Origin of the sequence: Paenibacillus sp. USDA918EY (assembly GCF_009870825.1) — a bacterium.
Lineage (GTDB): Bacteria > Bacillota > Bacilli > Paenibacillales > Paenibacillaceae > Paenibacillus_AQ > Paenibacillus_AQ albilobatus.
Genome location: NZ_WTWY01000030.1, coordinates 15,896 through 27,683 on the forward strand (window position 1 = coordinate 15,896; position 11,788 = coordinate 27,683).

Consider the following 11,788-nt stretch of genomic DNA (forward strand, 5'->3'; position numbering starts at 1 on the left):
ACCAGTACTTTTTTTCATGGCAAACAGGGGCCGTCCCAAAAGACGGCCCCTTTTGTATAGGGAGTATTATTCATTAATGCTTTTGGACTCGATCGTCCGGAATATGGTTGAGTACGTGGTTTTGACGTTGGCTTCGTTTTCGGTGTCATTGTACAATCCGAATCCCCAATGAGTTTCTTCCCCACCAGGCGGATGATCAATGCCGAAGGCAAATTGGTGATTAAAAGCATCCGGAACGTCATCATAGGTTAATTCCTCAACGGTATATGCAACGATCAATTTATCCAGTTTGATGAAGATATACGGGATGTTCGCCTCTTTGAACGCTTTTTTATATTCCGGCTCCGAGGCCTCGCGAAAATAATCCTTCGTTATAAAGACAGCGTCGAACCGCGATGACAGCTTCTCCGGATTTTTTGCCAGTTCCTCCAGCCCTAAAGCAACGAAAGATATGTTCGTTTCCCTCACTTCAGGCGGCTCCCCGATGACGCCGATGGTTAAGGGTTTTCCTTCGTAAAGCGGTCCGTTCATCGTGTTACGGTCGGCGCATCCGCCCAATAGAAACACGCAAAAAAGAAGGGGCAGCCAACATCTTTTCGTTAGAATAAAAATCCCTCCGCATTTTTCATCGATATTTATCTATAACGTTTTTTTCGCCCGAGGTTACGCCTGAACGGCCAGAGCAGTTTTCACCTTGGCAAGATCGGGAAGATGCATTAAGCTGAAAACAACGATACGCAGAAGGCTGGGGTGGACCTGAAATGATTTTGGAAACGGAAAGGCTGATCATCCGCGAATATGGCGAGGACGATTGGGAAAGCGTGCACCGGTATGCCTCCGATCCGAACGTAACGCGGCATATGCTGTGGGGGCCGAATACGCTCCAAGAAACCAAAGCGCATATCGCGTCCATGCTTGCGATGCAAAGCCGGGTGCCAAGAACGGGATTTGAGTTCGCAGTGACGCTGAAAGAGACCGGAGAGCTGATCGGGGGCGTCGGACTTCATCTGGAAGGCTCCAACGGGGAGATCGGTTACTGCTTCCACCCTGGCTTCTGGGGGCAAGGTTACGCTTGCGAAAGCGCTCGGGCGATGCTTGAGCTGGGCTTCGGGCAGCTGGGGCTTCACCGGATTTACGCGACCTGCCGGCCGGAAAACGGGGGCTCCGAACGCGTGATGCAGAAGCTGGGCATGCGTAAGGAGGGGCATTTGCGCGAGCATCTTCTTTCCAACAAAGGAGGGTACGTCGACTCGCATCTTTATTCCATTCTGGTTCAAGAATACGGGGAAACATGATATTTTTTGAAGAGCCGGCCGCCTGGGTACAGTAGGATCAACCGCGGTTAAGTAATACATAAATCGCTATCGTCTCAGGAGGCCGTGATGATCAAGGATTGGTATGAAAAAAGTTTCGGGGAAGACTACCTGCTCGTTTATAAACACCGGGATGCGGATGGGGCGGCCCGGGAGGTCAAAAAAATGATCTCCTGGCTTGACCTGCCTCAAGGCGCCCGGGTGCTGGATTTATGCTGCGGAACCGGCCGCCATGCGCTAGCTTTGGCAGACAGCGGCTACCGCGTGAGCGGCGTCGACCTGTCGGACGTGCTGCTCCGCGAAGCCAAAAAATCCGATGAAGGCCGGCGCGTCGAGTGGCATCAGGCCGATATGCGCAACCTTCCGCTTGACGGCGGCTTTGACGCGGTGCTTAATCTGTTTACTTCCTTCGGTTATTTCCGCGAGGACGGGGAGCAGCTGAAAGTGCTGCGGGAAATTTACCGGATGCTGAAGCCCGGGGGCCGTTTTATCATCGATTTTATGAATTCCCCGCACGTTCGCGCCCATCTGGTGCCGGAATCGAAACGCGAGGCGGAAGGGCAGCGGATCGTGGAAAATCGCAAAATCGAACGGGATTTCGTCATCAAAGACATTACGATTGCTCCCCTGGAAGGGGATGGCGTTAAACGCCAGTATCACGAACGTGTAAAGCTGTATACGCTGGAGCAGATGAGGCAAATGCTTGCGGATGCCGGGCTGGCCGTGGACGAGGTCCATGGCGGATACGACGAGGACGAAGGTTACGAGGAACAAAAGTCCGAACGGATGATATTCGTCGGGCATCGTCCGCATAGCTCCAAGCAAGCGTGAAAAGAGGTTCAATCAAAAGTGAACATGCCGGAAATTACGGACCATTTTAACGGAATCATTCAAGTAAAAATAACGATGTCCTTCCCTCTCCGCTGGGTAAACAGCTACATATTGCAGGGGCCGGAAGGGCTGACGATCGTCGACCCGGGGCCGAGGACGCCAGGGAACGAGAAGGAATGGCAAAAGGCGTTTGCCGAGTTGGCCATACAGCCTGGCGATATCCGGCAGATCGTGCTGACGCATCATCATCCCGATCATTTGGGCTGTTCGGGATGGCTGCAGCAGCAGTCCGGCTGCCGCGTATGGATGTCGGAGCGCTCCTATCGGGAAGCTCAGCTGATGTGGGGCCCCGGTTCCACCATGAACCGCGATTTGCCAGCGCTGTTTCGCCTCCACGGCATGCCGGAGGAGTGGACAGGCCAGCTCGAAGACCATATGAAAAGTTTTTTCCCACAGGTTGCCCCGATGCCGGATGTAACGTTTATCCCCGGAGTCGAATCGTTTGCGATGGGCGGCCGTCGGTGGCTGCCGATCGAAACGGCGGGGCATGCGCCGGGACACTTGTCTTTTTACGATCCGGAGAGCGGCGCCATCCTTTGCGGGGATGCGGTGCTGCCGCAAATATCCCCGAACGTCAGCCTGATGCCGGGCAGCGATCCGGAGCCGCTTCAATCGTTTTTGCAGGGGCTAATGAAGCTGAAAAACTTGGAGGTAAGCACGGCCTACCCCGGGCACCGCAACCCGTTTCAGCATTTCGGTGAGCGGCTTGATGTGCTCCTGCTGCATCATGAAGAGAGGCTGGCGAAAGTCGAGCGGCTGCTTGAAGAATCCCCGGCGACGGGATTTGAGCTATGCGTGTCACTGTTTGGGACAAAACTCGGCATCCACCAGATGCGTTTTGCCATGTGCGAGACGCTCGCGCATGCCAGAGAGCTTGAGCGCAGCGGGCGGATCGAAACGTCGCCGGACGAAGACGGCGTGACGCGTTTCCGGCCCGTATCCTGATACGTTTCAAAAAGAAAGAGCCGCTCCGAATTCATGACCTTTCGGGACGGCTCTTGTCGTTATGTTCCGGCAGTACCTGGGTTGAATTAATCCTCGGGAAGCTCCGGTTCGGTTCCTTCGTGCTGATGCTCGCGTTCAGCCTGCTTCCGATGCGCGATCCGGCTGCTCGCCGCTGCGGCGATCGCGCCGACGATATCATCGAGAAACGTGTTGGTTTCGCCGGTGCTTTTGTCGTTCAGCCGTTCAAGTATGCCGGGCTTCAGCTTGTCGATGTACCCGTAATTGGTGAAGCCGATGCTGCCGTATACGTTGACGATGGAGAAAGCCAAAATTTCATCCACCCCGTACAAACCTTCGTCATTGACCAGCATTTCCTGCAGCGGCGAAATCAGCTTGCCTTCTTCGGCGAGCACGTCCAGCTGGATGCCGGTCAGCACCGCGTTTTGCACCTCGCGTTTGGCGAGCACCTTTTCCACGTTGTCCAAGCATTCCTGCATCGTCAGATCCGGATAATATTTGTTCTGCAGGAGCATGACGAGCTCGGCGATTTCTTCCAGCTTGACGCCCCTTTTATGCAGCCATTCGCGGGTCGCGCTCGCGACCTTCCGGCTGTTCAGGCTGTACGGTATTTTTTCGTTTTTCGGATCGTTCATTTTATCCCCCCGCTATATGCTCGTCGTCATAGTAAGATTTTAAGTTCCTTCCTACAGTTTGTCCAGTTTTAACCAATTATGTGTTTGTTATTCCTCTGTTTTCTTTAATTTTGGCCCCTGCAAAAGGTTTGAATGGCATCAAAAAGCAGGCCGCGCTTTGCGAGGCGATTTAATTTGGACCGGCTGTTATTTTTTGCGGCAGGGGCTCGTATACATGGTAGTACAAACTGTACAAAATGATTAGGAGGAACCATGAATATGACGAAGGCGAAAAAAATTCGAAACCTTTCGGCTGCCGGATTGTTGGCCGTGCCCGTATTGCTGTCCGGCTGCAGCCTTTTCGGTTCGCAATCTTCCATGGATATCGACAAACCCCCGGCGGACATCGAGCAGCAGATGCTGAATATGATGAACGGCCCGGTCTCAACGAATAGCGGCGGGGAGCAAACCGGTCCTAAAACGACGGTATACCTGGCCAACGACAAAGGGCTGCTCGCTCCCGTGTCTCTCGGCATCCCCGAGGCGAAAGACCAGGACGGCCTGAAGCAGGCGCTTTCGGCGCTTGTATCGGGAGGCGCGTATTCCAAATATGTGCCTAAAGGTTTTGCGGGCGTGCTGCCGAAAGGGACCGAAGTGCAGGTGACGATGGACCAGGAACAAAAGAAAGCGGTCGTTGAATTTAACGGCGCGTTTAACCAATATAATCCTCAGGATGAGCGCAAAATATTGGAGGCGGTCGTCTGGACGGCCACCGGGTTCCCTGGCGTGCAAAAGGTCGAGCTTTGGGTCGACGGCCAGCGCCTGACGGAAATGCCGCAAAACGGGACGCCGCTAAACCAGCCGCTCACGCGCAGCCTGGGCATTAATCTGGAGAAATCCGGCGGCGCCAGCTTGACGAATTCAACTCCGGTCACGGTTTATTTTTCGACGGTGACGCCTGACGGGGCCTATTCGTATTACGTTCCCGTCACGCGGCTCGTGCAGCCCGGACAAAACAAGGTGAACGCGGCGCTTTCAGAGCTGATCGCCGGTCCGCAGCAAAACGACGGCCTTGAAATGGTCATGACGGACGGCACTTCCGTCGAGTCGGTCAAAACCGAAAAGGACGGCACGGTGACCGTGTCGCTGAAGGACGACATGTTCGAAAAAAACGACCCGATTCCGGATGAACTGCTTCAATCCGTCGTTCTGACCGTGTCCGAAAATACAAACAACGCCAAGGTCAAAATCGACATGAACGGGCAGACCAGCATTACGGGCATCACCGACAACCGCGATTACAGCAAACCGGTGTCCAAACCCGAATACATCAATGAGATTCCGCTGTAATTGCCTTTGCGGGGTGCTTTTGCGCCGACACTTTGATAAAATAAAACTTGCTATATATGGATGGGGCTGAACCGGGACAAAATCCTGCCCCATCCATATTTACAGGATGCGTAAATGTAGGAGGCAGAAAAGATGAGATCTAACGGACGCGGCAGCGACCAGCTGAGGCCGATGAAATTGTCAGTAAACGTGAACAAATATGCGGAAGGCTCCGTGTTCATTGAAATGGGAGATACGAAAGTATTATGCACGGCGACGGTTGAAGAAAAAGTTCCGCCGTTTTTGAAGGGACAAGGCAAAGGCTGGGTAACGGCGGAATATTCGATGCTTCCGCGGGCGACGCAGTCCCGCAACCAGCGGGAGAGCGCGCGCGGCAAGCTCACCGGCCGCACGATGGAAATCCAGCGGCTGATCGGCAGGGCGCTTCGCTCCGTCGTTGATCTTCGCGCGCTGGGCGAGCGGACCATTACGCTCGACTGCGACGTGATCCAAGCCGACGGCGGCACCCGCACGACTTCCATCACCGGCTCTTTTGTCGCGCTTGCGATCGCCATCAGCAAAATCGCGGAACAACACAAGCTGCCCGCGTTTCCGATCACGGATTATTTGGCATCGGTCAGCGTCGGCGTCGTCAATGGAGAACCGATGCTGGATTTGAACTATGAAGAAGATTCGACGGCCAAAGTGGACATGAACCTGGTGATGACCGGCGGCGGCGCTTTTGTCGAGCTGCAGGGGACCGGCGAGGAAAGCCCGTTCTCCCGCCAGGAGCTGAACCAGCTGCTGGAGCTTGGGGAGCAGGGCATTGCCCGGCTCATCGAGAAGCAAAAGGAAGCGCTCGGACCGATCGCCCTCATGATTGGCTCGGGCCAAACGGGAAGAGGGGTTTAAGGGCATGCTGCTGGATCAAAACCTGATTATCGTCGCCACCCGAAACCAGGGAAAGGTGAAGGAGTTCGAGCATGCTTTCGCCCAGCTCGGCAAGCAAGTCAAAAGCATGTTTGATTATCCGCAGCTGCCGGAGGTCGTTGAAGACGGCGAAACCTTTGCCGAAAACGCGCTGAAAAAAGCGAAAACGGTCGGCGATGCGCTCGGCTTGCCGGTGCTCGCGGATGATTCCGGTTTGTGCGTGGACGAGCTGGATGGGCGCCCCGGCGTCTATTCGGCGCGTTTTGCCGGAGAGCATGCGTCGGACCAGGAAAACAACGACAAGCTGCTGCGTTTGTTGGAGGAGAAAAAAATGGGCGACGACACGCAGCAGCCGCTTCTCAGCACGGCGCGTTTCGTTTGCACGCTTGTCCTGTACGATCCGGCAACCGGATCACACATGGAGGCAAGCGGGGAAGTCGACGGCTGGATCACGGACGAGCCCGCCGGATGCGGGGGGTTCGGTTACGACCCGCTTTTTTACCTGCCGGAGTATGAAAAAACGATGGCAGAGCTTTCCGTGGAGGAAAAACAGGCGATCAGCCATCGGGGAGCCGCCTTGCGGACATTGATCGGCATGCTGCAGGAGCAGGAATCTAACGTTTGACATTGGCGTCATAAGTAAACGAAAATCGACGGCGGTCCGGATTTGCGGCCGCCGTTTTTTTGGCGCTGAACTTTACTTGAACATGATATGATATGAATCGAAGGTTTTACATACCATGGGAGGCGATGGCGTATGAATCAAGCAGCGCGGACGTATTGGAACGAATATTGGGAGAGGCAGGGCCGGGAAAAACCGGCATCGGTAAGCGCCTGGCCTTTCGGAGCCGATCCGGATCAGCTGGCACGGCTGGTCATAGAAGGCGTGAAAACCGCAACCTGTTCCGCGCTTTTCAGCTATGAGGCCGAGCAGGAGCCGCTGCCTTCCGTCGGCGATTACAGCATCATTTTGGACGGCAGGGACGAACCCGTCGCCATCATTCAAACGGTTGAAGTGACCGTCGTACCGATGAATGAAGTACCGGAGGATTTTGCCGTCGCGGAAGGCGAGGGGGATCGGACTTACCGGTATTGGCGGCAGGTTCACGAAACGTTTTTTACGAAAGAGCTAAACCGGCTAGGCAGGGAGTTTTCGGACGACATTCCGCTCGTGTGCGAACGTTTTCGATTGGTTGACGTCAAAAGTTAATGTCTCTATGATGGGAAGGATTGGATTATAAACGACACCGATGGGAGTGAGGGAAATGTCTGCAGAGAAAGCGAACCTGGAACTTGACCTGCGATGCATGTCCTATAACATCAAAAACGCGTATGACAAGGAAGGCGACAACGTATGGAGCAGCCGCAAGGAGCTGGTGGCGGGAATCATCCGTTTCCACCGGCCGGACCTGGTGGGCATGCAGGAAGTGCTGTACAGTCAGCTCGAAGACTTGCAAGCGCTTTTGCCCGAATACGGTTGGATCGGCGTAGGCAGGGAAGACGGGGATAAAGACGGCGAGTTTTCGTGCATTTTTTATCGTACACAAAGGCTCAAGCCGCTGCGCCAGAACACTTTCTGGCTGTCGGAGCATCCGGAAGAGCCGGGTTCGCTTGGCTGGGATGCCGCTTGCAGAAGGATCGTGACATGGGGCGAGTTTCAGGATCTTTACACGGGCAAGACGTTTTTGCATTTTAATACGCACTTTGATCATATCGGCAAGGTTGCCGTCGAACAAAGCGCCCATTTGATCTTGGAGCGGATCAAGAAGTTGGCGATCGATCGCCCGGCCGTATTGACGGGAGATTTTAACGTGACAGCCGATTCGGTGCCTTACCGCGTTCTCACCGGTCAGGGAGAGACAGGGGCGGCATTGCTGCGGGATGCAAGCAGGGAGGCGGCTTACCGCCATTTTGGACCCGCGTTCACGTTCCAGGGCTTCGATTCCAGGGAAGTGGCCGCGCGGACGTTCCCTGCATTTCTGGAGCCGCAGGACAACCATGGGATCGAATTCGAAAGCCCGATCGATTTCATTTTCGTTGCAGGTAAGGTTCAAGTCCTGACCTACGGATCGGTTGCGGATCACCATCAGGGCAAGATGCCGTCGGACCATTATCCGGTCGTGGCGGATATCAAATGGTAAACGGGAGATTGGCGGAGCTGTCCTGAAGGTACTTTACCTGGGGCAGCTCCTTCGTTTGTTGGAGAAGGGGAAGCTGAAGCGTATCGGCTCAAGCGCCGGGATGTTCCGTGGCGATTCGGAAATGCTTTCAGTCCCCGTATCCGACATCTTACAGCCTGCACAGGCGATGGCGAATATTCTTTTAACAGGAAGGATTGTCCCGATCGGCGTCGTAATAATAGGGGAATGCGATGTGAAAGACGCAAAGGAGGCTTTATCATGCTGAAAGGGATTTCCCCCCTGTTGTCGCCGGAGCTGCTGAAAATTTTGTGCGAAATGGGGCACGGGGACGAAATTGTGTTTGCGGACGCGAATTTTCCCGCCGTATCGACGGCCAACCGGCTGATCCGTGCCGACGGGCACGGCATTCCGGAGCTGCTTGCGGCAACGCTTGAGCTTTTTCCTCTGAACCGCTATTTAACCCACCCGGTCATGCTGATGCAGGTGACTCCGGGCGATCCGGTGCAAACCCCCGTGTGGGACGTATACCGCGATTTGGTGAACCGGGCCGAACAAGGCATCGAATTTGCGGAAATCGAACGTTTCGAATTTTACGAACGGGCGAAAAAAGCCTATGCCGTGGTGGCCACGGGAGAAAAGGCGCTTTACGGCAACCTGATTTTGTCCAAAGGCGTTATCGGTTAAGCTTTTCTTTTTGGCTGGCAAGTCACTTTCACATCTAAGAAACGCCGCATAAAACAAGATGGCCCGTTCCGTTGGAACGGGCTTTTTCGATGAAGCGAACCTGAAGCTAAAGCTGCTTCTATTTTATCGAAACTTCATAGGTTTTCAGCCAGTTGTTCACCTGCGCAAGATACGCGAACAACTGCGGCCCGGACATCAGCTGGCCGAACCAGGGCAAATTCGTGGACGCTTCGGGGGAAGCGGCGATTTCACGGATTTTTGCCCGATCGATAAGCGGCAGGATCGGCGAAGAGGAATCGTCCAGAATGTCGAGCATTTGCTGTTTGACGGCGGTGAGGAAATCGGGGTTGTGGGTTTTTGGGTAGGGGCTTTTTTTGCGGTACAGCACGTCTTCCGGCAGAACGCCTTCCAGCGCTTTGCGTAAAATGCCTTTTTCGCGTCCGCCCGTCATTTTCATTTCCCATGGGATATTCCACACGTATTGAACCAGCCGGTGATCGCAATAAGGAACGCGGACCTCCAGGCCGACCCCCATGCTCATCCGGTCTTTCCGGTCAAGAAGCGTCGGCATGAAGCGGGTAATGTTCAAATAGGACATGACGCGCATCTGCGCCTGCTTGCCGGTTTCCCCGCGCAGCTTCGGCACCTCCCGGACGGCTTCGGCATAGCGGTCCCCCAGGTATTCGAGCGGCCGCGTCCATGCGCGGATTTCGGGAGAAAGCAGGCTGGCGCGCATATCCGCAGCCACCGCCCACGGGAACGTGCCCGAATTCAGCATCTCTTCACGGTGAAACCAGGGATAACCGCCGAAAATTTCGTCCGCGGCTTCCCCGGATACGGCTACGGTAGCGCCTTTTTTGATTTCCCGGCAAAACAGGTAAAGGGAACCGTCCACATCGGCCATGCCGGGCAAATCCCGTGTCAGGGTGGAGTTGTTCAGCGAATCGATCAGCTCCGGCGTGTCGAACTCGATGTAGTGATGCCTCGTGCCAAGCTCCTCGACCATGCGCTGAATCCACGGGGCGTCGGCACCCGGCTGAAACGCATGGGATTTAAAGTTTTTGTCGTTGCCGACGTAGTCCACCGAATAGGTGTCCATTTGCCCTTGCCCCGTCCGGTTGTAATACTGCACCGCAAGCGCCGTAAGCGCGCTGGAATCGAGTCCCCCGGAAAGCAGCGTGCATACCGGCACGTCGGAGACAAGCTGGCGTTCCAGCGTATCCTGAAGCAGGTCGCGAAGCTGCGCGGCGGTCGTTTCGGTATCTTCCTCATGCTGGTAGCTGTCGAGTTTCCAGTATTGATGAATGCTTAATCCTTGGCGGCTGAATATCATCGCATGCCCCGCGCGCAGCTCTTGGATGTCGCGGTATACGCCATGACCCGGCGTGCGCGCCGGTCCGATGATGAAGATTTCCGCCAGCCCCTCGGCGCCGACGACGGGCTCGATTTTCGGATGCTGAAGCAGCGCCTTGGGTTCGGAGCCGAAGACAAAGGTACCGTCGATCAGGCTGTAGAAAAAGGGTTTGACGCCCAGCCGGTCGCGGGCCATAAAGACCTGTTCCCGCACGCTGTCCCAGATGGCAAAAGCAAAAATGCCGTTAAACTTGTCGACGCAAGCAGGCCCCCATTCGATGTAGGAGACCAAAAGAACTTCCGTATCGCAATTCGTCCGGAAGCGATGCCCTCTTTTTCGCAGCTCCCGCTTCAGTTCGGCCGCGTTGTACAATTCCCCGTTATATACTATGGTGTATAAATCCTCATCATCGTATACAAGCATGGGCTGTGCCCCGTTTTCCGGATCGATGACGCTGAGCCTCCGGTGCCCGAAGGCGCAGGGGCCCGAGATCCAGGTTCCAGAGGCGTCCGGTCCCCTTGGTGTCAAGGTTTCCGTCATTTTTACGAGAGTCTGCGAATGTTGCGTCAAATCGCCGCTCCACTCAATAAAACCGGTTATTCCGCACATGACGGATCATCCTTTCTTTTGCGAAAAATCCCTTTTCTGAAAGTGATACAGATATATGCCGAACAAGGGCATAAAATGTCTGTCCGGGCGGCAATCGCCCTGAATAACTTGTCACAAGAAGAGGGATGATGTCATGAATAACGCTGCACTTCGGCATTTTTAGACCTCTGCGCAGGCTTGCATGACGAGCCAGATATTGAAGGTCATAGCTGCCCCGCTCACATCCCATACTATGCTTAGGGGGGTGAGCGAAAGTGGCATTGACGTACAAAAAGACGAAAGGCAACAAGTATGCCCACCAGACTGAATTTGCCGATGAGGTCCTGAGTAAAAACGACAGAAATTTGGCTGTTCCGCAAAACCCAAGACGTTTTGGCAATAAGTAACCCCTAAAGCGAAAAACCTCCGGACAACCGGAGGTTTTTCACCTGGATGATGTTACATATAATGGAAGGAATTTTCTTGGGTCTAGGCGTATTCGCGCAGCACTTGAACGCCCTTGACGATATTGTAGATAACCGTTCCGAAATAAATAATGATGAACAAAATGATATATCCAAGCACAGATCCCGGATTATCCGCGCCAAAGGTAAGAACGAGCAAGGGTAGCGCTGCGACGAAAGGGAGGATATGCGAGAGAAGCGCCCGTTTTGAGTGCATGGCGACATACGCATCTTCCCTGCATAGGATCCAGATGATGACGGGAAGGATAAACGGCGCGAAAAAGATGCTGAAATACGATAATGCCGACAGCAGTTGACGCATTGCCATCACTCCTTTGCCTTGGGTTTGCTGTTATCATATTACCCCGCCCGCTAGCCGATGATTCATATTCGAAAATTTCCCTTTGAATTTTTTGAAAAATGCGCTATAATAATAAACGCGCCGTTTTTATTACATACTAAGTCCCAGTAGCTCAGCAGGATAGAGCAACGGCCTTCTAAGCCGTCGGTCGGGGGT

The 11,788-nt window shown here is 54.4% G+C and carries 13 protein-coding genes; 9 read left to right on the plus strand and 4 right to left on the minus strand.

What is annotated here, in order from left to right:
- Positions 1-66: 66 nt before the first annotated feature.
- The gene (locus GQY55_RS30085) at positions 67-567 is read right to left on the minus strand and encodes a hypothetical protein (protein WP_236575963.1); all 501 of its coding nucleotides are present in this window, start codon (positions 565-567) and stop codon (positions 67-69) included.
- Positions 568-761: 194 nt separating this feature from the next.
- Here GQY55_RS30085 and GQY55_RS30090 point away from each other — a divergent pair, with 194 nt between their 5' ends.
- From GQY55_RS30090 to GQY55_RS30100, 3 genes are all read left to right on the plus strand, one after another.
- A complete protein-coding gene (locus GQY55_RS30090; protein WP_160045605.1) occupies positions 762-1,295 on the plus strand; it encodes a GNAT family N-acetyltransferase in 534 nt (177 codons plus the stop codon).
- An 87-nt stretch (positions 1,296-1,382) separates the two neighbouring features.
- A complete protein-coding gene (locus GQY55_RS30095) occupies positions 1,383-2,144 on the plus strand; it encodes a class I SAM-dependent methyltransferase (RefSeq protein ID WP_373309299.1) in 762 nt (253 codons plus the stop codon).
- Positions 2,145-2,168: 24 nt separating this feature from the next.
- Positions 2,169-3,149 (plus strand): MBL fold metallo-hydrolase, encoded by a 981-nt coding sequence (locus GQY55_RS30100; RefSeq protein WP_160045617.1) that lies wholly within the window; start codon positions 2,169-2,171, stop codon positions 3,147-3,149.
- An 86-nt stretch (positions 3,150-3,235) separates the two neighbouring features.
- On the opposite strand, the gene GQY55_RS30105 is transcribed toward GQY55_RS30100, so the two are convergent.
- Complete coding sequence (locus GQY55_RS30105) at positions 3,236-3,802, minus strand: phosphatidylglycerophosphatase A family protein (protein WP_160045606.1); 567 nt, start codon at positions 3,800-3,802, stop codon at positions 3,236-3,238.
- Positions 3,803-4,060: 258 nt separating this feature from the next.
- On the opposite strand from GQY55_RS30105, the gene GQY55_RS30110 reads away from it, so the two are divergent.
- The 6 genes from GQY55_RS30110 to fucU all read left to right on the plus strand — a co-directional run bounded on the left by GQY55_RS30110 (position 4,061) and on the right by fucU (position 8,865).
- Positions 4,061-5,131 (plus strand): GerMN domain-containing protein, encoded by a 1,071-nt coding sequence (locus GQY55_RS30110; RefSeq protein WP_160045607.1) that lies wholly within the window; start codon positions 4,061-4,063, stop codon positions 5,129-5,131.
- A gap of 132 nt (positions 5,132-5,263) precedes the next feature.
- On the plus strand, positions 5,264-6,022 hold the full coding sequence (gene rph / locus GQY55_RS30115) for a ribonuclease PH (protein WP_160045608.1): 759 nt from the start codon (positions 5,264-5,266) through the stop codon (positions 6,020-6,022).
- Positions 6,023-6,026: 4 nt separating this feature from the next.
- Positions 6,027-6,665, plus strand: coding sequence for an XTP/dITP diphosphatase (locus tag GQY55_RS30120; protein ID WP_160045609.1), 639 nt, complete (start codon positions 6,027-6,029; stop codon positions 6,663-6,665).
- Positions 6,666-6,797: 132 nt separating this feature from the next.
- A complete protein-coding gene (locus GQY55_RS30125; RefSeq protein ID WP_160045610.1) occupies positions 6,798-7,250 on the plus strand; it encodes an ASCH domain-containing protein in 453 nt (150 codons plus the stop codon).
- Positions 7,251-7,305: 55 nt separating this feature from the next.
- A complete protein-coding gene (locus GQY55_RS30130; RefSeq protein WP_160045611.1) occupies positions 7,306-8,181 on the plus strand; it encodes an endonuclease/exonuclease/phosphatase family protein in 876 nt (291 codons plus the stop codon).
- Positions 8,182-8,439: 258 nt separating this feature from the next.
- Positions 8,440-8,865 carry an L-fucose mutarotase gene (gene fucU / locus GQY55_RS30135; protein ID WP_160045612.1) on the plus strand — a complete coding sequence of 142 codons (426 nt, stop codon included), beginning with the start codon at positions 8,440-8,442 and terminating at the stop codon, positions 8,863-8,865.
- 118 nt (positions 8,866-8,983) lie between these two features.
- On the opposite strand, the gene asnB is transcribed toward fucU, so the two are convergent.
- Together asnB and GQY55_RS30145 are read right to left on the minus strand one after the other, a co-directional pair.
- Positions 8,984-10,828 carry an asparagine synthase (glutamine-hydrolyzing) gene (gene asnB, locus GQY55_RS30140; RefSeq protein ID WP_160045613.1) on the minus strand — a complete coding sequence of 615 codons (1,845 nt, stop codon included), beginning with the start codon at positions 10,826-10,828 and terminating at the stop codon, positions 8,984-8,986.
- A gap of 468 nt (positions 10,829-11,296) precedes the next feature.
- Complete coding sequence (locus tag GQY55_RS30145) at positions 11,297-11,593, minus strand: DUF4870 domain-containing protein (protein ID WP_160045614.1); 297 nt, start codon at positions 11,591-11,593, stop codon at positions 11,297-11,299.
- Positions 11,594-11,788 lie beyond the last annotated feature (195 nt).

Excerpts from the sequence above, each read along its gene's own strand:
- GQY55_RS30090 (WP_160045605.1), top strand. The coding sequence starts at position 762 with ATGATTTTGGAAACGGAAAGGCTGATCATCCGCGAATATGGCGAGGAC.
- GQY55_RS30095 (WP_373309299.1), top strand. The coding sequence starts at position 1,383 with ATGATCAAGGATTGGTATGAAAAAAGTTTCGGGGAAGACTACCTGCTC.
- GQY55_RS30100 (WP_160045617.1), top strand. The coding sequence starts at position 2,169 with ATGCCGGAAATTACGGACCATTTTAACGGAATCATTCAAGTAAAAATA.
- GQY55_RS30105 (WP_160045606.1), bottom strand. The coding sequence starts at position 3,802 with ATGAACGATCCGAAAAACGAAAAAATACCGTACAGCCTGAACAGCCGG.
- GQY55_RS30110 (WP_160045607.1), top strand. The coding sequence starts at position 4,061 with ATGACGAAGGCGAAAAAAATTCGAAACCTTTCGGCTGCCGGATTGTTG.
- rph (WP_160045608.1), top strand. The coding sequence starts at position 5,264 with ATGAGATCTAACGGACGCGGCAGCGACCAGCTGAGGCCGATGAAATTG.
- GQY55_RS30120 (WP_160045609.1), top strand. The coding sequence starts at position 6,027 with ATGCTGCTGGATCAAAACCTGATTATCGTCGCCACCCGAAACCAGGGA.
- GQY55_RS30125 (WP_160045610.1), top strand. The coding sequence starts at position 6,798 with ATGAATCAAGCAGCGCGGACGTATTGGAACGAATATTGGGAGAGGCAG.
- GQY55_RS30130 (WP_160045611.1), top strand. The coding sequence starts at position 7,306 with ATGTCTGCAGAGAAAGCGAACCTGGAACTTGACCTGCGATGCATGTCC.
- fucU (WP_160045612.1), top strand. The coding sequence starts at position 8,440 with ATGCTGAAAGGGATTTCCCCCCTGTTGTCGCCGGAGCTGCTGAAAATT.
- asnB (WP_160045613.1), bottom strand. The coding sequence starts at position 10,828 with ATGTGCGGAATAACCGGTTTTATTGAGTGGAGCGGCGATTTGACGCAA.
- GQY55_RS30145 (WP_160045614.1), bottom strand. The coding sequence starts at position 11,593 with ATGCGTCAACTGCTGTCGGCATTATCGTATTTCAGCATCTTTTTCGCG.